Origin of the sequence: Burkholderia sp. MSMB1498 (assembly GCF_001526245.1) — a bacterium.
Classification (GTDB): Bacteria; Pseudomonadota; Gammaproteobacteria; order Burkholderiales; family Burkholderiaceae; genus Burkholderia; species Burkholderia savannae.
The window spans coordinates 36,025-58,326 of sequence record NZ_LOYJ01000106.1; the positions used below are offsets into that span (position 1 = coordinate 36,025).

Consider the following 22,302-nt stretch of genomic DNA (forward strand, 5'->3'; position numbering starts at 1 on the left):
GAGGTTTTCGTGGGTATGAATAGTCGAGGGCGCTGCGGACATCTTTCCCAGCCGAAGGCCGCTTGCAGGATAGGTGTAGTTTGCTTAGCAACTCGGCTCCGTCCACCTCGATCCGGCTCCGGATGGGCACATCGCGTCGACGGCGATCACGGTCTGCACGAGATCGTTGATCGCCGCTGGATACTGCCGCTCGAGCGCGACTTCGGATGCACAGCCGAAGGCAGCCGCAGTCGCTGCTGCGATCGCGTGCATGCGCTCTCTTCTCTTTGATGCTGACTCATGCCGTTCCCTATTTTTGAAAGTGCATAACATTCTCTAAAATACCGAAAGCGATGAGGCACGCGTATGAAGCTCCGCACCTTTTCTTGCTTGCGCCGCGGCGACAAGCGGAAAGCGAAGCTATTGGCTCCGGCTGTTCCACTCGGCGGCGGCTGGCTTTCTGGATGGCTGGCATGGCTGCCATTCGCATGAAGGAAAACTCCTTCCTGCCATCGGCGAACCCCATACTGTGGTCCAGGCCGCATTCGCCCTTGGCCACCTCGAAGCTGATCTTGATTTCCCGCCGGCGGGCCGCAACGTTGATGAGCGTTTGTCGTGAAGCCGCCCTGCGTAGCGCATACTCGACGTAATAGGCGTGTTCGCGCTTCTCGTCAAGGCTGCGCCGTACCAGTAGGTAATGCTCGAAACGACGTTCTTCCGCCGTACGTGAACTATCTTCTACAACACCCTCGGCTGCGTCAGCGATGACTGCCGAGCCAAATTGATCAGCGCTTCCCTAATCGAGTCGAAGTTCGCTTTTCAAGCGATTCGCGATGCCGACCAGATCTTTCAACGCATCGTGCAGTTCTTCGCCACTGCGCTCGCCAGATACGCGCGATAGCGCCAGCAGCAAGGCTTCGTCGGCGTCTGCCGCCAGTATCACGCTGCCGGCATAGTTGTATTGCAACAATCTTTTCAACGTTTCCGGATCTTCCGGCAGCGCGCCCAGCGGGCAGACCATTTCTAACCCGGTGGGCGATTCGTCAAAGTGGACGGCCAGATTCTCGTCAAAGAACAGTACCAGATCTTCGTCGTCCCATTCCAATCCCATGATTTCATACAACGGCGATAACAAGCTATACATGTCTTTTCCACTGTTAAACGAGCGACGATAATCCTCGTGCCTGCTGATGCACGCCGGCATCGCCGACACGCTTCGCGTAGGACAGGTTGAGCAGCTGCCTGAACGGCAGCGTCTTGAGGACCTTGTTACCGGATGCGCCTGTGTTTTTCTCCTGCACCGCCAGGTTGCCGCCGTCGAGGAGCACGGCGCGGAACAAGCGCTGCATGGGCTCGGTCAGCCCGGCCATCGGGCGGCTCGGTGGGTGTCCCTCGTGCTGCGTGATAGCCTCTCGCTTGATTTCGGCGTCCAGCATCCCGGTTCGGTCTTTGCCGCTCTTGCAGTTCCAACAAGGAACCGCCCCGATCTCATACGCGAGCATTGCTACTCGCTGGGCGGCCTTGTACGGCTCTCCACCGTCTTTGCGGTGCGCGTGCTGCGCCCAAATTTCCTTCAATTGCGTAACCATCGTCCTGATGCATTCCGCATTTTTCGGCCTTCCGATCAGATACTGGCCGACCCAGCCTCCGAGTGGCGCCGAGGGATTCAAGTCGGGCCCGATCAAGGTGTGCAAAGCCTGTTCGTTCATTCGGTCCGATTCACGATGACCGAGCCCAAGCTTTAACGCAGGTTCGTTGACGGCGAAATTGAACGCGGCTACATCTAGACGCACTTTTATGTTACACAATTGACCGTTCTGATCGCGAATGCTCAACGCAATCGGTTGAATGCACCCGCTTAGCGCCTTCCAGGCCGACGCCTGGTCACGCAGCATCGTCTTTTCTTGGCCGAACGGCGTGAGAAGCGAGCAGGACGCGAGCCTTAGCGTGACGGTTTCGCCAGCCAGCGCGTTGCGCAACTCGTCTGGCCGAGAAAAAAGGGCGGCGGTAACAACCTCTTTCGCGCGTCGAATCGCTCCTTGCTCGCGCAACTCGGGATCGTCCAGACCGAAAGGCGATAGCACGCCGTGGCGAATTCCTCTGAAGAGCAGCTTGCTCGAGCCGTCTTCTTGCAAGGCAGTCAGTTCCGACTGCCATAGGTTGGTTGCATGCTGCGCTTCCGTCGTGGACGCGCTGCATACTCCCTGGTCGTTGTACGAGCGTTCGAAAATGTCCTGTGCGCCGAGCTTCATTTGTGAAGCCGGCGTCAGCTCACAACCGTATTTGCGACCGTCATATGTCACCGTGGTGGTGATGGTTTTCCACTCCTGCTGATTGAGCAACTCGGTATCGGCCTGACGTAGCAGCTTTCTAGCTTCCGGGAGGGCGGTGCTCGGCGTTGTAAACATATTGCGCAGGTGGCGCGAGACGATCTGAACCAACTCGTCGTTCAACCGCTTCATTGAAGCCGTGTCATTGGGCAGGACCGGCCGGTCTTCTTTGAATCGGCTGGCGCTCAGCTGCGCGGACATATTCTTTAGCAGCTGCGCATCGGGTGTGTTGCCGTATCCAAGTTTGTCGAGTGCCACGCGGGCGGCATCCAGCTTATGACATTGCAGCGCAAAAAGCGCATGGAGCGAGCGACCATCCGAAAGCCGCGATTGCCGGGGCTGCATGTCATGCGCGAGCATTTTTGGATAGCTGATTTCCGGTCGTTCGATCTTGCGTGGAGTCGGACGGTTATCCGAGGCGTTGCCCAGATGTCGGTTGGTCACCGTATTGCGCCGCAAGGGGAAAAGGTTTCGAATATTCATCTATGCTCTGCTAATCTTACTGTGTCAATAAATCAGCATTGGAAGCTGAACAAAACGGACATCGCTGAAGCCGGCGCGCGATGTAGGCAGCGATACGCCAGCGCAGCGTGGTGATGGAATCAGCCACGTGGCGCTGCGCGCGCTGGGGACCCGCGTGGCACGTAATCCGAGGGTAAGGCAAATGGGTCGCGGATCACGGAGTTTTTTTTACTGTCGCCTTGAATGAGGCGTTGAGCGACAAGAAACCCGTAGGCAGCAATGCACAACGATGCATGGTGATGGAATCCACGCCAGCCACGTCCTTCGAAGTGTCCCAGGCCGAATTCCTGCTTGAGATCCCGATAGTCTCGCTCGATACGCCAGCGCATCTTGGCGACATGAACCATGCGTTCGAGCGTCGTGTCTGGGAGCAAAGTCGAAAGCCAATATTTGAGCGGCTCCGCATCACCTTCGGGCCATTCGATCAGCAGCCATTCCTCATCGCGCAGTGTGGATCGCCAGTAATCGCGGTGCGAAGCACGCACACGCACAGCGGCAAAGCGCGAACTGAGCGCGGCACACGTACCTTCACGCCATATCACCGTGCGATAGTGCGAGGCATCAAGCGTCAAGGCCAGATCTTTGACTCCGATCGGCTCATGCCCCGGCGCGCGCCGTAATAAGCTGCGCGGCCGGCCCGACTTCCCTGCGGAGGGTTCGGGCGGCAGAGGACCCGTACCCGGCGCCCATACGCGTGTGTTCGAGCGAATGCCCACCGCATACTGCAGTCTGAGCTCGCTGACGGCCTCGCGAAACGAGGTGTCGTCTCCATAGCCAGCATCGGCCAAAACGACACCGTCGGGCGCGCCACTTTGCCGAGCTTCGCGCAACTGCCCGGCCGCAATCTCGGGTTTGGTTACAAACTCGATTTGCTCAGGCACGCCGGCTTTCTGTCGTCGCGCGGGGTCGTCACTCCATTCACGCGGCAGATACAGTCGATACGACACCGGCAAGCTCGCGGCTTCCGTCGCCACCGATAGACTCACCGCAACCTGGCAGTTATCCTGCTTGCCCAGCTGGCCGCAGTATTGCCGCGCTACGCCGGCCGAATGCTTGCCCTTCTTGGGAAAACCCGTGTCGTCGATAATCCAGTACAACCCGCCCGCTGGGTCCATGTGCGGAAGCACCCAGCGCCGCACCTGCTCGAGCAGCGCTGTATCGGACCATTCCGACTTCGCCACAAAATGATGCAGCGACTGGTGCCGCGCGCTCACATGCTCCGGCTCCAGATGTGCGGCCAGCGGCTCGACGCTCTTGCGTCGAATTGGCAGCATTAGCCCTTGGCAATAGCCCTTCAAACCTGATTCGCGGTCGTTATGTCCAAGCGCCCCGCACAAATGTTCCAGATACGCCTCGAATGACGTCTCCCAGTCCATCATTCCTCACGCCATGGATGAAGAAGTTCCAATAATGGCATGAATTTATTGACACAGTAAGATTAGAGAGACGTCGCTGATGAACCGCATACTCTTCTCTATCGCCCCCGACTACCTGTCAGTACGACCACCTCACTGAGCAACTCAGCAACGTTGCCGACCGTCGCCAGGTCATTCAATCGCGCTCGATCAAGACGAATGTTCCAGCGCTCCTCGAGTTCCATCGCGAGCTCGATCAACTCGAGCGAATCCATCGAGAGATCCTCCAGTAATCGATGCTCGGCCGCGATCTGCGCGTTTGGCACGCCGAGCATGCTGGATAACATCGTCTTCACCACTGAGAGCGCGATAGTTTCATTCAGATGCGAACCGACGCTCATCGCTTCACGCTCCCGCTGGCCCGCGTTGGACCTTCGGTCGTCACGACTCTGTCGGCGGGCGTGATGGTCGGAAACGTCCTCGCTGATCGCGGCCCCGCATCCTTCGTCGACGATTCAATATGGCGCGGCGGTGAAACGCTGCGATTAAACGTGTCGGTCACCTGCATCGATGCTCCGGTCTGCACAGGCGTGCCCTGTCTCGAAACGCTGGCTGACGCGGAACTCGACGACGCCTTCGATGCCTCGGCGGACGATGTCGCTGGCGACTGCGCCGTCGACGCGTCCTCCGCGCTCGATCGAGTCCCAGAACGAGGCTGCGCGTCGTTCGATCGGACCGCACGGACGCCGAGCGCCGTTGCGCCTGGCGTCGCCATACCGTGAATGCCCGCACCCGCTGCATTTGCGCCAACACCGCTGAATGGATCGATCCGCATCGCCCCTTCCGTCGTTCGAGCAATCGGATTCTCGCGCGCCATTCGCCACTTGCCGTTCTCGTCGCGCGACCATGCGCCAGTCGGCGCCTCCGTTCCCTCTCCGCGATCCTGCGCCGGCCGCGGCATCGGGCGCTCAGCCCGCGACTCGTCCGACGACCGGCTCGTCGCGTTCCGAGGATCACGTTGTCGCGTAACGTTCGCGTCACCTGACGCGGAATTCGACGACGCCTTCGATGCCTCGGCGGACGATGTCGCTGGCGACTGCGCCGTCGACGCGTCCTCCGCGCTCGATCGAGTCCCAGAACGAGGCTGCGCGTCGTTCGATCGGACCGCACGGACGCCGAGCGCCGTTGCGCCTGGCGTCGCCATACCGTGAATGCCCGCACCCGCTGCATTTGCGCCAACACCGCTGAATGGATCGATCCGCATCGCCCCTTCCGTCGTTCGAGCAATCGGATTCTCGCGCGCCATTCGCCACTTGCCGTTCTCGTCGCGCGACCATGCGCCAGTCGGCGCCTCCGTTCCCTCTCCGCGATCCTGCGCCGGCCGCGGCATCGGGCGCTCAGCCCGCGACTCGTCCGACGACCGGCTCGTCGCGTTCCGAGGATCACGTTGTCGCGTAACGTTCGCGTCACCTGACGCGGAATTCGACGACGCCTTCGATGCCTCGGCGGACGATGTCGCTGGCGACTGCGCCGTCGACGCGTCCTCCGCGCTCGATCGAGTCCCAGAACGAGGCTGCGCGTCGTTCGATCTAACGTCTACATTAACGTCGATGTTGTTAACAACCATCGGTGCGGTCTGCTGCGGCATCGCGCCGGGCACGGGACCACCATTCGAGGCCGCCGGATCACCGCCCGGTGCGCGCGAGTCATCTGGCGCAGGCGCCGGCACAGGCTGCTTCTGCGTTACGCTATTAAGCAACTGGTCGGTGCGGCCGATTTGCTTGAGCGTCGTGCCGACCATGTAGACAAGATTCGTTACGTGCCCAGCATAGCGCGCGAAGCGTTGAGCGACGTCCGCCATACCAAGCTGCCTGTCGCCACCGTGGCGATTCACGATGCCGTCGCGAACGCCTCCTTCCATCTGCCCGCCGAGCGCATTGGACACGCTATTCTTCGCCCAATCGTCGCTCCCCATGAGCGCGCCCTTGAACACCTCATCGGTGACCCCATCCTTCATCACCAATGTCGCGATGCACTCGCATAGTTCCCGGTACTTCTTGTTACCCTCGATACATCGATCCTGCGACATCGACCCCGACTGCGCGGCAGCCTTCAGAAACGACGCGAGCGCCTTGCCGATTTCGGTGAAATTATCAGAGAAGGCGTCGTCGCCAACCGCAAGGTGCAGTGAATGCACTGTCAGTGCAAGATGATCTAGTGCGCGACGATCATGGCCGTTCAGCTGCGCGACGAGCGTCGTCATCTTGCTGCCTTGATTTCCGACAAGTTCGCTCAGGTACGCGTGCGCCTTTTTGAGTGAAATCTCCTCGTACAATTCAACGCCACGTGCGTTGATAGCGCGTGATTCGCCTGTGGGTGCGCCCTTGCAGCGCGAGGACACGGCATTAACCTGCTGTGACAGCAGTCGCGGCGACGAGGCTCGACCGCCCTCGTCGCCTCGAAGGCTCACATTCGGCATGCAATGCCCGCGCGTGCTCATCACGCGCGTCACGCTAGTCGCCAGATCACCGCCGGATCGGGGGAAACGAACATCGGAGCCGACGATCGTCGACCGTACGCTAACATTTCGTGGGACGCGTGGAAATTGAGCATCGGACGGAGGCATTGCGAAGATTCTCCATATTGATTCGTTCATGGGACAGCGAAGGCTGCACTAGGTTCTGTTCAGATTCTCACCAGCGGCCCAAAGGCGCAGGTAGGCGCGGCGAAGGCGAGATAGTTGCCCGCGAGCTTGTCATATCGAGTAGAGACGCCGCGAAAATGTTTGATGCGATTGAAGAAACGTTCGACGACGTTTCGAGTTCGGTACAGCACTCGGCTGTACCGACGCTTGGTCTTTCGATTCGAACATGGCGGGATGACAACCTCGGCATGCGCAGCACGGATAGTGTTCGCGAAGGCATCTGAGTCGCAGGCTTTGTCGGCCATCACTGCGCCCGTGCGCAGATGCTCGACCAATTCGTGCGCGCACGAAATATCGGCGACCGGCCCCTCGGTAATGATCATTCGCAGAGGACGTCCGGCTTCATCGACAGCCAGATGCAGCTTGGTCGTCAGTCCGCCGCGCGAACGGCCGAGAGCTTGCGGGCCGCTTTTTTCGAGCGCCGGCCGAATGTTGGTGCGCACGCACGATGGTCGAGTCGATCAGCACGCGTTTGATCTCCGTTTCGTCGGACCCTGCGTGCGCCACGCGCTCCCACACTCCTTTGCGACGCCACCGCGATGCGCATGTACACCGTATGCCATCGGCCCAACTGCTTCGGCAAATCGCGCCACGGGCAGCCCGTTCGGCCGATCCAGAGAACGGCTTCGACAAACCAACGATTGTCGGCTGCCGTTCGCCCTGGATCGCCTTCCTTGCCCGGCAAAACCGATTCGATTTGTGCCCATACCTCGTCGCTCAGTGACCTTCGAATCATCTTGGCCCGCTTGTGCAAAAGACAAGATGTAAACACATTTCATCGAATGTAAATAGACGCTAGCGAGTGGCCAGAATGAGAACGCAGCGCCGCTCATTCCTTTAGAGGATTTTCGAGGTATCTGTCGAGGTCGACATAGCCCGGCGCAGCACCCTGATTAAGTTGCGTTCTTAAGGAAGCTCGATGCGACGTCCATCAGAGCCGATATGGCGCCGCTCAGCACCTTGTTCAAATTGTCGAAACTCGAAATCTGATGCTGGTTCTTTTCAGCGAACGTCTGGACATCGTTCTGAATGTTGCTTTCTTCCGCCTGAAATCCGGTATACCAAGCGCTTTCACGTGCAGTGTCCCAGTCCACACTGTCCTTGTCGGGTAACGAATCACGCATGCTGATCAACTCGTCCGGCTTGATTGTCACCACGCCGTCATCACTGATCGAGAAGGCACCGCCGAGTTCCTCGCGCCAGCGATCCAGATCCTCGCCTGGCGGCAGTTGATACGACGGCAAATTATCGATGACCTTCTGCAGCAGCGCGCGGATCTCCTTACACTTGACGGTCATGGTCTTATCGTTCTTTGCCGAGATGTAATCCTGGATCTTGCTCATCGCGTCGGTGACCTCCTTGAAGGAGGTCACCAACTTTTCGAGGATGTCCGTCTCGGCGTCGACATCGATCTTGCCCTGATTGATCACGTCGATAAGTCCCTGCAGAATCGGATCAGGCTGGATATCCGAATACTCATTGCGCACACAACCCGGATTCTCCGCCTCCGAACGTTCCAGCAGGTTGTGCAGCCCGCACGCATACGCACGCACCGCGACGCGCGCATCGTCGAACACCGCCAGATTAGCGCGACTGCCTTCGATGAATTTTCCGGCGATCAATTTGGGATACCTGATCGCTAAAGCCTCATCGCTCATCGCGCGGAATTTCCGAATCAGATTAAACGTCACATGGCAATGGACATCCGTCGTACGCACATCGTCCGTCACATCCCGTACACCCGCATCGCGGACCGCTACGTCGCCGGTCCGCGCAAGCGCCTGACGATTTCGTGCGTCCATCACGCGCCCCATATCCACGCTGATACTCATCGTATTTCACCTTCCTGCTGTCGGATTAATCAAGGGCGCGCATAATACGCGGCCCCGTCTTCACTCGATCAAAGCTCAATCAAAAAATCGTCGCGGTTCTGGCAGCGAATCCATCTCGGTGCGACACCGCGCCCCGTCCAGGTCGCACCCGTCACGGGATCTCGATATTTCGGCTTGACCGCTGCACGTTTGCGTTGGTTCGAATTCCCCCGGTATCCGAACACCTCACGTGCGGAAATACCGTATTCACGCACCTTCATACGCACTTCGTCAATCACGGCTTGCAATTCGGCCTGCCGAGCCTGTTCGGCCGACGCCGCAAGCGCGTCGGCACGAGCCTTCAGTTCTTTGTAATTCGCCATTTGATCAATCATCGGAATTCCGATCATAGGGATGAGCATTGCTGCCGGCTTTCACAAAAACACCATTGCCAATCCCGCCAACCGCACGGCTGCGAGCGATGGGGTGACGCCCGCCGCTCGCAGTTGAGCAAACCGTCAGGTTCGCAGGTTGCCAGTCACTTGCGCCGCGACGGCATTGCTGTTCGCGACCAAGCTCTTCGCCGCGTCGATCGCCTTCTGCGCAGCCTCGCGACAGCGTTGCGCGGCTTCATGACGCGCGTTCGATGCCGCCGTCAAGATCTGCTGCGTGCTCTCGTCCGTTTTCTGCTCCGCACGAGCTTCACTCTGCTGCTGCGCCGATACCGCATCGATCTGATTCTTGCCAATCTGGCCGCCCGATTGGATGAGATTTCCCTTGATCTGGTAGCGATTCGCTTCGATGAGATTCTGCTCGTGACGCAAACCATGCATGTCGATCCGTTGCTGACGGGCGGGAGCGTCCTTTGCGAGCACGGCCTCGTGCTCGCTGCTCAGCCGATCACCGCCGCCGTCGATCTCATAATGTGCGGTTTCTCCAGTGTCGCGCTTGACCGTCACGTGCGAAACCTCGTCATTCGACAGCACCGGCTTGTTGACTCCCCGTAGCTCAAGCGATTGCTCAGCATGGAACTGTTTGAGTTCCGCCTGCGGCTTCATCTCGTTTTCGATCGACATCGATTTCGTGTTCAGCCCCTTCATCTGCTGGACCGCGCCGCCAAGCGAAGTTGCCGCTTGTAGCGCGCCGCCCGCAATCGCGGCCGTCATTTGTGTGTAGCCGATTTTGCGATCCTCCTCGGCGGCGTTCCTCGCCATTTGAGATGCGCGCTCCATTTCCTTGCCCATCTCCTTGTCATCCTCCACCGCGCCCTTTTGCATCGCGTCCTCGAAAATCAGTTCTGCGTTGAACGCTTCGTCAACGCTCAAGATCGGCGATCGCAATCCATCGGAGACGGCGCGCGACACATGCTGCTCAACAAGCGCGTCATGCACACCCGTCACCGTCGGATGCTGACTCGCGCCCAACCGACCCTGCACGCCCTCCATTCCGGTGACTGTCAGTCGATCGGCACCAGGTGCTTGGACCGAAGACTTCGGCTCTGCGAGCGCAATACGCTGCACGGACATGCCTGCATCACAATACTGCTGCGGGTGGCCAACGACAACCGCCGCAAGCCCCGCATCCGCCTCAGCCAGCATCTTCTCGTCATCGCCGACCGCCTTGTTGCCGCTTTCGGAAATGCCCGTATTGGCGACCCGGGACAGCTCCGCGCTGTTGATGCCGCTGTTTTGCACACTGAATGACATACGCACCTCTACCTTTGAAAATAACGTGATCCCGTACTAATTAAACTGCTCGGGCATCACACAGGACGCAGGCTCTGCTTGCAGGCCAACATATTTGTGTTGATCGCATCCGACACGTCCTGCATCAATCGCACTAGCACGCGGTTGTGCTCAGCAAACGTATCGACTGCTTTCCTCAGCAGATCACTGATCAGCTTGATGTCATACATATCCTCCTTGATGTCGGCAAGGAGGCCCATCGCCTTCGCCCGCTCGATGCCAACGACGATCCCGCCCGCCGCCTGCGACACTTGGTTGCCGACGTCGAGCACCGTGCTCGCCTTCTCGAAGCGGCTCGCGAGAAGCATCCCGTCTTCCTCCGCCTCGACGCCGATCGCGCGGCGCATCCGCGTCATTGCTGTCGCGGTGCGCGAGCTGAGCGCCTGGAGCCCCGATTTCTCCGAAACCTTCTCGGTCAGCTCCAAGAGCATCTTGCCGATCGCAGAATCCATCACCTTCGCCAGCTGGCCTGCAACCGCATCCATCACCTTCGACGCAACGGCCTTCACGACCGATGCACCGACGAATGCCGCGGCAACGAGTGCCACACCCGTCACGATGGCACCGAGGATCGCACCCGCGAGCTCGGCTTTCTGTTTATCAACTCCACACGCAACGAGCGCTTTCGTGATCAGCGACGAGATCATGTTCATCAGCGGCTTCAGGATCGCGTCCATCACGGGTTGCATCAGCTTGTCCATGAACGACACGCCGGTCGTCGCTTGGCTAATCTCGTCGCCGACCGCGAGCGCGAGGCCAACAGCCGCGAGCGCGAGGCTCGCGCCGCCAGTGAACGCAGCAGCCGCGAAACTCACTGCGGTGATCGCCCAGCCAACGATCTTGCCGATGCAGCCCATCGTCTTCTGCATTTCCTCGGCTTTTTTCTCCTGCTTCTGAAACTCTTCGGACTCCTTTTTCTGCTTGGCTTCGAGCATTTTCTGCTTCTCGATAAAGAGCTTGTGCTTCGATTCAAGCTCCTTCACGTTGCCCGACGAGATGAGTTCCTGCAGCTTACCGAGCACGGCAGTCAACTCAGCCACGCCACTCAGTTTCTGCGATATCGCCCCACGCAGCTGAGCACTCGTACCGTACTGCTTCATCGCCCGATTCACTGCTTCGTCGACCTTTTCCTCGTATTCGCATGCGCGCGTCGCGAGTTCAGTCGCCGTGTCAAGTTTTTTCGTCGCGTCCGCCTGCAGCGCGTCCGCTTTTCCGTGTAGCTCGTCCGCCTTCTGCTTCGCCTGTTCTAGCGCCTTGTTTAGCAGTTGTAGCTGGTCAGCAGGAAGGCCCTGCTCCACCGCATCGTCATACCGCTTCTGTGCGGCGTCGACCGCCTCGTCCGCCGCTTTCGCGTCCGCGGCGGCCTGCTTGGCGGCAGCAGCAGCCTGTTCGGCAGCATCGGTCGCAGCCTTCGCATCGTCCGTCGCTTGCCGGAACGCATCGGAAACTTGGCTCAGGCTATCCTGCGCGGCCTTCGACATCTTGTTCCAAATGTCGGAGCGCTGCTTCAGGTCCTGCAAGCTATTCGCGCTGATGATGCTCATCAAGTCCCCGAGCAATTTGGTAAGCTTTGCCGAGCCACTCACCCCGCCGTTGACGTCATCACCGGATGTGCGAACATCTGCCGCATCAGATGACGATGCATCATTCGCAACGGGCGTGCGCAGCTCGGGCACGTCGTCGAGCCGCGCGCCGTTAGCAGTCTGCGGTGCATCGCACTGCTCGGACGCACGATGCAGCATTTGCTCAAGAAACTTACGTTGTGCGACCGACATGACATCAACGCAAACCTGCGGCGACAGCATGCCCAGCGTGCTCGCTGCGTCGCGCAGCGGATGATTTTGGTATGCGTTCGCATTGGCGGTTGAGCCGCCCAGCACTCCCGATGACATACGTTCAGCTCCTGTTGGCTAGTTTTCAATTCCCGTCATGTCCGGCGCAGGATCTGCGCCAACGCCCACTTCGTCGAGTCCGTCTAGATAGGACTTTGCCTTCTGCTTCAAGCGCTCGTCGGATGAACATTCGACGACGATGCCAAAGCAACGCCGTGCGAGCCCCGCCTTTCCCATCAGCAAATGGCACTGGCCGGTATGAAACATCGGACGGTAGTCGTCCTTCGACAGCGAATACGCGAGCGCATACAAATCGATTGCCTTCGCGTATTCCTTCTTTAACTGGCAGACCGCCGCGAGACCCATCGCATATTCAGCGTTGTAGAAATCGTAGATGCACAGAAAGCGGAAGAACACCTCTGCGTCATCGAGCCGCCCCTGTTGATAGAAGCGATATGCGAATGCATAGATTCCGTCCATCAGATCCTGCGGCACGCCATGCAGGTCCTTCAGCGTCGCGCCGTTCTGTACTGCGTCCAACAGCGCCGCGGCCATTTCTTCAGCTTCCATGTCATCGATATTCACGTCACGTTGCGTCATGCCCTCACCTCGTTCGGTATTTCAGTTACAAAGATATCGGCGCTCGATGCACTGCCATCGAATGACAGTGCAACATTACGCGCCGTTCGCTCAAAAGGATTTCACAAAGCAGTTTTTTGGCTTGTCAAGTGTTCCGATTATCTTTTGGGGCGGGCGGGACGCCATTGCCCGATGTGCCTGCGGCATCCGTTCCGTCGAGCCCATCCTCACGATCGTGTTGCGTCGGCTCCACATCGTGATACGGAACCGGCTCGTCCTCTTCCAAGTCACCGCCGGTCATCGCCGATGTGAACGACTCATCGAGGTCAGCCGCCACAAAACGATTTGCCACCTCGACTTCCTTGAGCCATGTCAACACACGCATCACGCCTTCGATGTCGTCGTGGCTCACGAAGCTATATCGGCGCGGAGAGTTCCGGTAAATCGAGCGTGCGAGCAAGACGTTACGTACCACCGGCACACCATTCGCTTCGGCATGCCGAATGACTGCCAGAGCGCGTGCGTTTGTCTCACGGATCGATACAAACGGAATTGGCACAACATCCAGATTGATGTAAATGCCGATCGCGATATGGGTAGGATTCGCGACGATAAAGTCCGACTGCTCGACGTTCGCCTTGATTTCCTCCGACAGCAGTTCATGATGGATTTCACGCCGCTTGCTTTTTATCTCGTGATTACCTTCACTCTCTTTGTATTCTTGCTTCACCTCATGTTTAGCCATCTTCAATTCCTTGTAGTACAGGAAGTACTCGACGACAGCATCGAGGACCATCACGGGTAGCGCACATAGTAGGAACAGCAAGATAAGCCTCACCGTCATCACGATCCACATGTGGCCGAGCAGTGCCGGTTGGGCGCGGAATAAGCCAAAAACATCGCGGTGATATAGGCGGGCGAACATTTGCACCGTGACTGCGAAAATCACGACGTAGAGCAACGCCTTCACCGTCTCTTTCACCGAACGCCAACTGAAGAGCCTCTTCATCCCCTTGACAGGATCGAGCGCGGTAAAATCGATCTTGATCGATTCGACGGCCAGCGTGAACCGACTCTGCATAAGCGCGGGCAATGCGCCCGCGAGCGCACAGAGCAGCATGAACGGCATAGCAATTCGCAAAAATAGTTTCGTCAACTCGAATACATAATCGGCGGGATTCGGTAACGTGTTCATCGAAGCGATCCGCAAGAATTCCGCCATCGCACGCGTCAAATCAACGATTGTGGTAATCGACATCACGCCCGCCGCAACCACGACAAACGCGACGATATCCTTCGACTTGAAAGTTTGTCCTTTCTTTGCCGCGTCGCGCAGCTTCTTCGCTGTCGGTTCTTCGGTTTTCTCGGCCATCGATCACTTCACGAGCTTAGAAAATGAATGTACGTGCAGCAGCGCCGTCAGTTCGTGCGGTGCTGCGGACACGAAATACAAATGGAATACCGAAAACGCGACGATGCTCTTGACAGTCAGTGATAAAGAAAATGCATTGACCTGCGGGCAGAAACGCGCAAAGAGACCTAGCAATGCGTCGGTCAGAAACATTACGATGAGTACGGGCGCTCCGAGCGCAAGCCCGTGCGCCACGAGGTCGTTCAGCAGTGTGCCGATGCGCGAGAGGTCGACATTAAACAGCGCGCCCGTCGGCACGGCCGCGTAGCTCGATTCGAGCTGCTCGACGATCGTCAGCATGCCGCCCTGCTGCAAAAACGCAGCTGCATAAAACAGGCTAACGAAAGGAGCGAACGCGGACGCCTCGACGCCAGTCGCCGGATCGATCGAATCGCTGATCGTAGCGCCGCGTTGATTGTCGATCAGTTCGCCAATAGCGGTCGCGACCCAGAATGGCAACGACAAACCGACGCCTAACACGAGGCCCGCGGCGCCCTCGGTAAGCGCAATCCCGAGGAGTGCGCCACCACTGGATGAATGCGGATGTGCAAAACTCGGCCAAAGACCGACGATGACGGCGAACACGATTGTGTTCTTCAGCATCCCATTGACGATCGTCCGGTCATTCAGAAACGGCAGCAAATAAAATACCGGCGCGATCCGTGCATAGGCGATTGCGAACGCGCCGAGGTGCAGATAGAACACTTCCATCGAGATGATCATCGTGTCGCTCAGTGCGAAGCCGATCAGCGAAGGCCAATCGTGAGCATTTCAGTCGCGAACGCGAGCAGCTTGCTGCCGAACCAGCCGGACAACATCATCAAGCAACCAAACACCGCGAGCATCTTCAAACCAAACGGCAGCGTCTGCTCCTGCAGCTGGGTGACCGTCTGGAACAGGCCGATCGTCAGACCCACGAGGGTTGCAACAACGACCGGCGCGGCGGACAGCAGGATTACGAGCAGGATCGCCTTGTCGCTCGCGTAGGTGAGTTCAGCCATCTTGTACTTTCCTAAAAATATGCCGTGTCGCTGTTACTTCATCAAATTTAGATACTGCTCGATCATGCCCTTGCAGATCAGGGTCCAACCGTCCATTGCGACGAACAGGATAAGCTTGATCGGGACCGAAATTGTCACGGGGCTCATCATCATCATCCCGAGCGCTAGCAGCACGGTTGACACGACCATGTCGACGACGAGAAATGGCAGGTACAAGTAAAATCCGATCTTGAATGCACTTTTGATCTCAGTGAGCGCGTAGGCAGGCAGCAGCGCGAACAGCGAATTGTCGAGTCCGTCCGGCTCGTCGACGTGATTCTCTATGTTCGCGTCATCGCCTTTCAGGCGCGCAGTTTGCGCGTGCTCGAAAAAGCCGACGAGCTCCGGGTCTGAATAACGCCTTAGATAACGCTTGTAATCGCCAAGACCATCGTCTATGAAATCGTTGACCGACGCGCTGCTCATCACATCCAGCGGATGATGCTGCAGATAGCGATATGCGCTTTGGGCAACCGGCATCATCACGAACAGCGACATGATCAACGCGATGCTGTTGAGCGCGAGGTTCGACGGCACCTGCTGAATGCCGAGCGCATTGCGCACGAGCACGAGGACGACTGAGAACTTGATGAAGCACGAACCTGCCGCGACGACGAACGGTACGAGCGTCGCTGCCGTCAGCAGGACGATCAGTGCGATTTCATTATTCGCCATCACTTGCTGCCGGTTTCGTGAACCAAAGTGTCTTCACTTCGACCGCGAGCTGTTCGCCGACCTGAATCAGCTCACCCTGGCCGAGTGGCTGGCCGTTGGCACGGATCGTCACATCGCGGGACGTTCCGCGCAACGGCAACACCGTCCCGGCATGGCAGCCGGCTAACTGTGCGACTGTCATGCGCTCGCCGGGCAACGAAAACTCCAGCGTGACGGGTAACGCGTCAATTTCGAAAGACTTCGGCGGCGCATCGGCGAGCGCGTCCACCTCGATTCGTTCTTCATCTACATCGTCGAACGTGTTCTCAACAATTTGTTCGTCCAGCATAATTTCCTCTCCTTTCCAGCGAAATTCACAAAGCGACTTCGCGCCGATCCTGACCACGTTGCGCGGCTCACAAACGAGCAACACGTCGCCTGGTACGATGGCGGACAGAAGCGCGTGCGGCAAACGCGAAACACCAATCACGAAACACATAACAACCGGCAGCTTGGCCATATCGACGACAGCACGCCCGGCGGGCGCGGCATCCGGAAACGTGCGAAACATCGAACGTACTCCGTCGACCGCATCGAAGCACAGCAGCGGCTCTGCGTGTAGCTCGCGCTCGACGAGATCCACGAGACGGACGTGCTCCCAACCGCCCGGAGGCGCGGGCAGATCCGTGGCCGCGTCTCTTCCGCCCAGCAGAGCCAGCGCGTAATGCTTGTCGAGTGCGCGCCATGCGAGCGTGGCGAGTGCCGGATAGTGGCGGCGCATCAGATCGTCGATGTCGACCCAGCCCTCGTATTCCATGCCCTTCCAGAAAGCCCGCAGCACCGCGTAGCCGCATGGCGGTGCAATTACGCGCAGCGCCGCGTGATGACCGACTGCGCTCAGCGCCCGTGCGCTTTGGTACAACGGCAACTGCGTGGTCTCGACGCAGCGCAATGACAAGTAGCGCGCACTCATTGCTCGTCCGCCTCCGATTCCTGTCGCGCGTGGCGCCGCGACGAATGACTGCCGCCATCGTCCGCTTGCTGTCGATCGAACTCGACGATCCATCCCGGCGCGAGCTGATCGACGCCGCGCTCCATTGCATGTTGTACGCGCTCTTGGCTCGGCTGTGCGGTAACGACTTGCGATGCATGATCAAGGTTGAAACGCAAATTGACGGCAGGCCGCCCGTCCCACGTGTTGAAGCTGTAGCGCACTTGTGTAACAGGAGTTTCAGACATGTCTTGCGCGCTCACATTCGCCGGATCGGCCACCGCGTCACGATATGTTGCGCGCGACTGTTCAAGGGTCCGTATATGGGGCTCTGTGGTTCGAATCGGCATCTGCGTCGAAACGCGTGCGAATCCCGTTAGCGGAACATCGTTCGCGTCAACGCTGGAGTCATGCTCATTCGGCGCGCGCATCACGCCTGTCGCTGACTTCGCCTGTTGTGACACGAACTCGTGCGCTGTTCGTGGATTTTGTGAGGCCGGCACGATCGGCGTTGTGCCGGCATTTAGAGCACTGGCTGGCTGGCGCGAAAACGACGATGACATCGCTTCCGCAGGGATGAGAGTAACGCTGTCCCGTGTTCTGTGCGCCGCCATCGGATCGGCATGCGCAGGCGCCACCGTCCGATCCACATTGGCATGCGAAACATGTGTCGCATCGTTCGACGTATCTCCCGCTCGGCCGTCCGCGATGCTCGATACAACCGGCGCGAAAGTTTCCTTCTGTGTTACATCCGCGCGCGTCGCGCCTGCACCGTCCGACGTATTTCTACCGAACCGCTCGATCGGCCGATCCTGCTGCTGATAGGGCGCATACATCCAAATCGCCGCGACGAGCGGCTCACCTTTGCTCACCGCCTTTTTCCTCGCCGGCGCATGGCTCGCATTGGAGTCGTCGCGATTCCGACGTTCGTCGCGCTTATCGAGCACCTTACGGCACTGTTCTTGGTACGCGAGCTGCAAGCCAGATGTCTGCTCGACACCAGCCGCCTCCGTACACCCGATGTTAGATACGCGCGGAGCGTTAGTACCGCTGATTGAACCCATGACTAGCTCCTTCTATGATTTCCGCTTCGATAGCCAGTTCGTGCAGCAGGTCGTTTTCGAGCCTGCGTCGCGCGAGCCAGTTGCGATGCTTGTTCTGCCGCCGCTCGAGCGCGAGAGCCGCGGCCAGGCTCTCGCGCAATGCCCGCTCAGCCGCCAGACGCTGCTCGAGTAGATCATCTGCTTCGATCTGCTTGCACGCGATTTCGAAACGAATCGCCGCCTGCTTTCCGCGCACGCGCATCAGCTCTGCGCGCGCATATGACTTTGGCGGCGCGGTGGCCGCGAGCCGGTCGCGCAAGCGCTCGATCGAGGCACGATGTTCGACGATCCGCGCGTCGAGATTCGATAGCCCTTTGCGCTCCCGCTCCGCCTGCTGGCGTACCGACCATTCGCGCCGCTCAAGGACCGCGATCAGTCGCCGTGCGTCGCCGAGCCGTTTCACGACACAGCCTCGTGCATTCGCTCAAGCATCTCGTCGAACGCCGATGCCTCCGCGATCTCCTGCCGCAGAAATGCATCGAGCACAGGGCGCCGATCGAGCGCATCATCGTTCTCCAGATTCTCACCGCGACGGTATTCACCGAGATCGAGGAAAATTTGCATGTCGTCGATTCGTGCGAGGTGCTGCCGAAACTGCTTTGCCATCACGCGATGCGGCGCGTCGGTAATCTCATCGAACAGGCGGCTCGCACTCTTCAACACGTCGATCGCTGGGTAATGTCCCTTGGCACCGAGCTTTCTGCTCAGATACAGGTGGCCATCAACTATCGAACGAATCTCGTCTCCGATTGGATCGGGTTCCTCTTCGTTTTCAAGAAGTACCGTATAGAACGCGGTGATACTGCCCGTGCTTGTTCGTCCCGGTCGCTCAAGCAGTCGCGGCAAGTTCTCGAACACCGACGCCGGATAGCCGCGCCGCGCCGGCGCTTCACCCGTTGCAAGCGCGACGTCGCGCAGCGCGCGTGCATAGCGGGTCATCGAATCGAGAAAGAGCATCACGTTGCAACCACGATCGCGAAAATACTCCGCAATTGTTGTTGCGACGAGCGCCGCGTTGCAACGGTCCACCGACGATCGATCCGACGTCGCATACACAACGATCGTCCGATCCCGACGCCCTGAGTGTTTGAGTCGCTCAACGAACTCCGACACCTCGCGCCCGCGCTCACCGATTAGTGCGACCACGTAAACATCGGCCCCCGCATGCTCGATCATCATGTTCATCAGCGAAGTCTTGCCACATCCCGCCGCAGCGAAAATGCCAAAGCGCTGGCCAACGCCGCAGGTCAGAAGACCATCGATCGCGCGAACGCCAGTCGCAAGCCGGCTCGCAATCGGCCGCCGCTCCGCGTAGTCTGGCGGTACAGCATCGACTGCCATCCGCCTCGGTAACGCATCGCCGGCTACTCGCGCCGCGCTAAACGTCTCGACTATCTCGCCAGTCGCGTCGACGACCGTGCCGAGCATCATCGGTGACACATCGACCGTCATTCGCTCGCCCGTCGGCGCGAGCGCAATCTGTCGCGAAAGGCCAGCCGTACTGCCAAGCGTGCTCAAAATCGCAGTATCGCGCCCAAAACCAACCACTTGCGCGCGACCGATCTCATGTTCGCTTACGGCCGTCTCGCGGATAATGCACAGCTCACCAATAGCCACCTGCGGCAGCGGCGCCTCTATAATCGGCCCCTGTATGCGACACGGATGCGCACGCCGCTTCAGCAATTTCAGAGGGTCACCGGCTGCGCTCATTGCTCAAGAATCCCGTTGATCGCACACAGGTCTTCATAGAACAATTCGAGCGCCTCGATGAAGCGGTCGGTATCGGCGAGATAGTGCGGCTCGACGCGGCCATGCAAAATCAGCTCGTCATCAACGAGCGACAGCAGCGGTCGACGCGATGCAAACATATCCGATCCGCGCGGCATCTGATACGTGAGCAGATCGAACGCGCAACGTGCAAGCTGGCTCTCGCCCGAGTAGTCGAGTCGGCTCCACAATGTCACATGCTCGTCTTCTCGTTCGACAAACATTTCAGGCATCGAATGAAATGCAATGCAAATCGGCGCATGCGCATCGAGCTCGCCGGTGATCGCGTTACTGCAGCCCATCTTATCCATGCTTTCCTTGACGAGCATGACAACGTCCACGTTCATCGTTCTCTCCTCAAATGGTTTTCAACACATCGATTGCGACGCTGTCGGCCACTTCGGCGAATGACAGCACTTCCAGTTCCGGGAAGCGGCTCTCAATGAGTCGCTTGACGAAACGCCTAACCTCCATTGAAGCAAGTAACACCATGTCGCGTTGGGAAAAGCCAGCACGCGCAAGTTCGAGAGCAAGCCGGTCGAGCAGTTGCTCGCTCATCGCAGGCTCCAGATTCAGATATGCCCCCCCCGATGTCTGCCTCACCCCCTTGCTGACCGTGTCTTCAAATTCGGCAGACAAAACGAGTGCACGTAACTTTCCCCCCGCAGCGAAGCGGTTCGTGATGTAGCGCGCAAGCGCTGCGCGTACGTGCTCGACGAGCAAAATCGAATCCTTCTCCCTCGGCCCCCATTGCGCGAGCGACTCGAGAACCAGCTTCATGTTTCGGATCGAGATCTTCTCGGTGAGTAGGCGTTGAAACACCTCGGCAATTCGCTGTACTGAAATGTGCCGATAGCTTTCCTTGATGAGCTCCGGATACTTCTTTTCCATGTCGTCGAGCAGGCGCTTCGCTTCCTGTACACCGAAGAACTCTGTCACGTTGCTCAGCATCACCGCGAGAAATTGTCCGTATAGGTCGTCGATCGCCGAGCGTGTGAGTACATCCATTTTTGCGAGCGCATCGGTCTGCGAAGACGACACCCACAAGGCGTCGCCACCCGCGCCGTCTGGCAGTTGCACGACGTCGAGCGAAAGCCCTTCAAGCGCGAGCGTCGAACCAATTACGCGATGCCGATCGAAACAGATCGCAAAGGTTGCCGCGCGAATCTCATTGATCTGCACTATCGCCTCACGCGGGTGCATTTGCGGCGAATACGAGACATGGATGTCGGGCAATCTCAGTCCCATATCGACGAATGCGCGTCGTCTGAATGCGCCGATCACGTCATCCTGTTCGAAAATCGGCTTCACCGCTTCAGGTACCATCAGCATCAGCGGCACCGTTTCCGGAATCAGCTTTTCGATGTCGATGTCAACCGTAACGTCACTCGTCGAGAGCTTCGCTGAGCCACTTCCGGTCAGCGCACCTGTGACCTTGCCGACGAACCCACCTTCGCTCGCGGATGATTCGCCGCGCTTGCGCCATTCGCGGCGTACATACAACATGCCGAGTGCGAGCGCCATCAGAAAAAAAACGATAAACGGAAAACCGGGCAGCAGGCCAAGCGCGAGCGCGAGCACTGCCGTCACGAGGAGTACGAACGGATTTGAGAACAGTTCACCGACAATGCTCGCACCGAGGTTGGTACCTGATCCGCTCACGCGTGTGACGACGAAACCCGCGCCGATCGCAATCAGCAGTGCAGGAATCTGCGCGACGAGGCCGTCGCCGATCGACAGGATCGTGTACGTCGTAAGTGCATCGGAGATCGTCATCCCGTGTTGCGCGACACCAACCGAGATGCCGCCGATCAGGTTAACGACGATGACGATGATCCCAGCGATCGCATCGCCTTTGATGAACTTCATTGCGCCGTCGAACGAGCCGTATAGCTGGCTCTCACGCTCGAGCGCCGAGCGGCGCGCCTTTACGCCTTCGTTGTCGATAACGCCCGCGCGCAAGTCCGCATCGATGCTCATCTGCTTACCAGGCATTGCGTCAAGCGAGAAGCGGGCCGCTACTTCGGCGACGCGTTCCGAGCCCTTCGTGATGACGATGAACTGCACGATCGTGACAATCACGAACACGACAAAGCCCACGACGAGATTGTCGCCGATCACGAACTGTCCGAAAGTCGTGATGATCTTGCCGCCCTCCGCGGTGAGCAAGATCATACGGCTCGTACTGATCGACAGCGCGAGGCGAAACAGTGTCGTAATCAGCAAGATAGACGGAAACGTGGAAAAATCGAGAATGTTGGCGATATAAAACGAGCCCATGAACACGAGCAGCGCCGTCACAATGTTGAAGCCGATGAGGAAATCAAGCACGTATGGTGGCAGGGGCACGATCAGCATCGCGATCACCAGCACCATCAGACACAGGACAATCAATTCCGGGCGCGCCTGAGTTTTGATCAGTAGATTCTTCAGCATAACTATCGACTAGAGTGAATGGAGAGCGTCGAGGTACGCACAC

The 22,302-nt window shown here is 58.6% G+C and carries 20 protein-coding genes and 2 pseudogenes; all 22 read right to left on the bottom strand.

The genetic code is table 11. The features are described from left to right. Positions 1 to 443: 443 nt before the first annotated feature. Positions 444 to 703, bottom strand: a pseudogene (locus tag WS91_RS38255) (IS701 family transposase); the annotation flags it as partial. Between the two features lie 72 nt (positions 704 to 775). After that, positions 776 to 1,123, bottom strand: coding sequence for a CesT family type III secretion system chaperone (locus tag WS91_RS24040; RefSeq protein WP_059577659.1), 348 nt, complete (start codon positions 1,121 to 1,123; stop codon positions 776 to 778). Between the two features lie 13 nt (positions 1,124 to 1,136). Next, complete coding sequence (locus WS91_RS24045) at positions 1,137 to 2,792, bottom strand: inositol phosphate phosphatase SopB (protein ID WP_156432458.1); 1,656 nt, start codon at positions 2,790 to 2,792, stop codon at positions 1,137 to 1,139. Between the two features lie 119 nt (positions 2,793 to 2,911). After that, entirely contained in the window at positions 2,912 to 4,207 is a 1,296-nt protein-coding gene (locus WS91_RS24050; protein WP_059671185.1) for an IS701 family transposase, read from the bottom strand. A 98-nt stretch (positions 4,208 to 4,305) separates the two neighbouring features. After that, entirely contained in the window at positions 4,306 to 4,587 is a 282-nt protein-coding gene (locus WS91_RS24055; RefSeq protein WP_059577654.1) for a phosphopantetheine-binding protein, read from the bottom strand. Next, a complete protein-coding gene (locus tag WS91_RS36240; protein WP_156432459.1) occupies positions 4,584 to 6,521 on the bottom strand; it encodes a hypothetical protein in 1,938 nt (645 codons plus the stop codon). The genes WS91_RS24055 and WS91_RS36240 overlap by 4 nt, the downstream gene beginning before the upstream one ends. 350 nt (positions 6,522 to 6,871) lie before the next feature. Then, a pseudogene (locus tag WS91_RS34405) lies at positions 6,872 to 7,626 on the bottom strand (IS5 family transposase). A 157-nt stretch (positions 7,627 to 7,783) separates the two neighbouring features. Then, entirely contained in the window at positions 7,784 to 8,722 is a 939-nt protein-coding gene (locus tag WS91_RS24060) for an IpaD/SipD/SspD family type III secretion system needle tip protein (RefSeq protein WP_059577649.1), read from the bottom strand. 68 nt (positions 8,723 to 8,790) lie between these two features. Next, positions 8,791 to 9,084: an H-NS histone family protein gene (locus WS91_RS24065; protein WP_059577751.1), complete on the bottom strand. Its 294-nt coding sequence runs from the start codon at positions 9,082 to 9,084 to the stop codon at positions 8,791 to 8,793. A gap of 135 nt (positions 9,085 to 9,219) precedes the next feature. Further along, the gene (locus WS91_RS24070; RefSeq protein WP_059577647.1) at positions 9,220 to 10,407 is read right to left on the bottom strand and encodes an IpaC/SipC family type III secretion system effector; all 1,188 of its coding nucleotides are present in this window, start codon (positions 10,405 to 10,407) and stop codon (positions 9,220 to 9,222) included. Between the two features lie 56 nt (positions 10,408 to 10,463). After that, complete coding sequence (sctE, locus tag WS91_RS24075; protein WP_059577644.1) at positions 10,464 to 12,338, bottom strand: type III secretion system translocon subunit SctE; 1,875 nt, start codon at positions 12,336 to 12,338, stop codon at positions 10,464 to 10,466. Between the two features lie 18 nt (positions 12,339 to 12,356). Continuing rightward, positions 12,357 to 12,878, bottom strand: coding sequence for a type III secretion system translocator chaperone SicA (gene sicA, locus WS91_RS24080; protein WP_059577641.1), 522 nt, complete (start codon positions 12,876 to 12,878; stop codon positions 12,357 to 12,359). A gap of 124 nt (positions 12,879 to 13,002) precedes the next feature. Then, positions 13,003 to 14,229 (bottom strand): EscU/YscU/HrcU family type III secretion system export apparatus switch protein, encoded by a 1,227-nt coding sequence (locus WS91_RS24085; protein WP_317135637.1) that lies wholly within the window; start codon positions 14,227 to 14,229, stop codon positions 13,003 to 13,005. A 3-nt stretch (positions 14,230 to 14,232) separates the two neighbouring features. Beyond that, a complete protein-coding gene (sctT, locus tag WS91_RS24090; RefSeq protein ID WP_059577746.1) occupies positions 14,233 to 14,979 on the bottom strand; it encodes a type III secretion system export apparatus subunit SctT in 747 nt (248 codons plus the stop codon). A gap of 35 nt (positions 14,980 to 15,014) precedes the next feature. After that, positions 15,015 to 15,269 carry a type III secretion system export apparatus subunit SctS gene (gene sctS, locus WS91_RS24095; RefSeq protein WP_059577637.1) on the bottom strand — a complete coding sequence of 85 codons (255 nt, stop codon included), beginning with the start codon at positions 15,267 to 15,269 and terminating at the stop codon, positions 15,015 to 15,017. 33 nt (positions 15,270 to 15,302) lie between these two features. Then, positions 15,303 to 15,983, bottom strand: coding sequence for an EscR/YscR/HrcR family type III secretion system export apparatus protein (locus WS91_RS24100; protein ID WP_059671180.1), 681 nt, complete (start codon positions 15,981 to 15,983; stop codon positions 15,303 to 15,305). Beyond that, positions 15,973 to 16,935: a type III secretion system cytoplasmic ring protein SctQ gene (gene sctQ, locus WS91_RS24105; protein WP_059577631.1), complete on the bottom strand. Its 963-nt coding sequence runs from the start codon at positions 16,933 to 16,935 to the stop codon at positions 15,973 to 15,975. The genes WS91_RS24100 and sctQ overlap by 11 nt, the downstream gene beginning before the upstream one ends. After that, the gene (locus WS91_RS36245) at positions 16,932 to 18,017 is read right to left on the bottom strand and encodes a SpaN/EivJ family type III secretion system needle length determinant (RefSeq protein WP_063889445.1); all 1,086 of its coding nucleotides are present in this window, start codon (positions 18,015 to 18,017) and stop codon (positions 16,932 to 16,934) included. The genes sctQ and WS91_RS36245 overlap by 4 nt, the downstream gene beginning before the upstream one ends. Continuing rightward, positions 17,995 to 18,459 (bottom strand): hypothetical protein, encoded by a 465-nt coding sequence (locus WS91_RS24110; RefSeq protein ID WP_059577628.1) that lies wholly within the window; start codon positions 18,457 to 18,459, stop codon positions 17,995 to 17,997. The genes WS91_RS36245 and WS91_RS24110 overlap by 23 nt, the downstream gene beginning before the upstream one ends. Continuing rightward, entirely contained in the window at positions 18,456 to 19,766 is a 1,311-nt protein-coding gene (gene sctN, locus WS91_RS24115) for a type III secretion system ATPase SctN (RefSeq protein WP_059671181.1), read from the bottom strand. The genes WS91_RS24110 and sctN overlap by 4 nt, the downstream gene beginning before the upstream one ends. Further along, on the bottom strand, positions 19,763 to 20,170 hold the full coding sequence (locus tag WS91_RS24120) for a hypothetical protein (protein WP_059577620.1): 408 nt from the start codon (positions 20,168 to 20,170) through the stop codon (positions 19,763 to 19,765). Before WS91_RS24120 ends, sctN begins: the two co-directional genes overlap by 4 nt. A 10-nt stretch (positions 20,171 to 20,180) precedes the next feature. Beyond that, a complete protein-coding gene (locus tag WS91_RS24125) occupies positions 20,181 to 22,259 on the bottom strand; it encodes an EscV/YscV/HrcV family type III secretion system export apparatus protein (protein ID WP_059671182.1) in 2,079 nt (692 codons plus the stop codon). Positions 22,260 to 22,302 lie beyond the last annotated feature (43 nt).

Bases quoted from the DNA above. Each gene is read 5' to 3' on its own strand.
- WS91_RS24040 (WP_059577659.1), bottom strand. From the start codon at position 1,123: ATGTATAGCTTGTTATCGCCGTTGTATGAAATCATGGGATTGGAATGG.
- WS91_RS24045 (WP_156432458.1), bottom strand. From the start codon at position 2,792: ATGAATATTCGAAACCTTTTCCCCTTGCGGCGCAATACGGTGACCAAC.
- WS91_RS24050 (WP_059671185.1), bottom strand. From the start codon at position 4,207: ATGGACTGGGAGACGTCATTCGAGGCGTATCTGGAACATTTGTGCGGG.
- WS91_RS24055 (WP_059577654.1), bottom strand. From the start codon at position 4,587: ATGAGCGTCGGTTCGCATCTGAATGAAACTATCGCGCTCTCAGTGGTG.
- WS91_RS24060 (WP_059577649.1), bottom strand. From the start codon at position 8,722: ATGAGTATCAGCGTGGATATGGGGCGCGTGATGGACGCACGAAATCGT.
- WS91_RS24065 (WP_059577751.1), bottom strand. From the start codon at position 9,084: ATGGCGAATTACAAAGAACTGAAGGCTCGTGCCGACGCGCTTGCGGCG.
- WS91_RS24070 (WP_059577647.1), bottom strand. From the start codon at position 10,407: ATGTCATTCAGTGTGCAAAACAGCGGCATCAACAGCGCGGAGCTGTCC.
- sctE (WP_059577644.1), bottom strand. From the start codon at position 12,338: ATGTCATCGGGAGTGCTGGGCGGCTCAACCGCCAATGCGAACGCATAC.
- sicA (WP_059577641.1), bottom strand. From the start codon at position 12,878: ATGACGCAACGTGACGTGAATATCGATGACATGGAAGCTGAAGAAATG.
- WS91_RS24085 (WP_317135637.1), bottom strand. From the start codon at position 14,229: ATGGCCGAGAAAACCGAAGAACCGACAGCGAAGAAGCTGCGCGACGCG.
- sctT (WP_059577746.1), bottom strand. From the start codon at position 14,979: ATGGAAGTGTTCTATCTGCACCTCGGCGCGTTCGCAATCGCCTATGCA.
- sctS (WP_059577637.1), bottom strand. From the start codon at position 15,269: ATGGCTGAACTCACCTACGCGAGCGACAAGGCGATCCTGCTCGTAATC.
- WS91_RS24100 (WP_059671180.1), bottom strand. From the start codon at position 15,983: ATGGCGAATAATGAAATCGCACTGATCGTCCTGCTGACGGCAGCGACG.
- sctQ (WP_059577631.1), bottom strand. From the start codon at position 16,935: ATGAGTGCGCGCTACTTGTCATTGCGCTGCGTCGAGACCACGCAGTTG.
- WS91_RS36245 (WP_063889445.1), bottom strand. From the start codon at position 18,017: ATGGGTTCAATCAGCGGTACTAACGCTCCGCGCGTATCTAACATCGGG.
- sctN (WP_059671181.1), bottom strand. From the start codon at position 19,766: ATGAGCGCAGCCGGTGACCCTCTGAAATTGCTGAAGCGGCGTGCGCAT.
- WS91_RS24120 (WP_059577620.1), bottom strand. From the start codon at position 20,170: ATGAACGTGGACGTTGTCATGCTCGTCAAGGAAAGCATGGATAAGATG.
- WS91_RS24125 (WP_059671182.1), bottom strand. From the start codon at position 22,259: ATGCTGAAGAATCTACTGATCAAAACTCAGGCGCGCCCGGAATTGATT.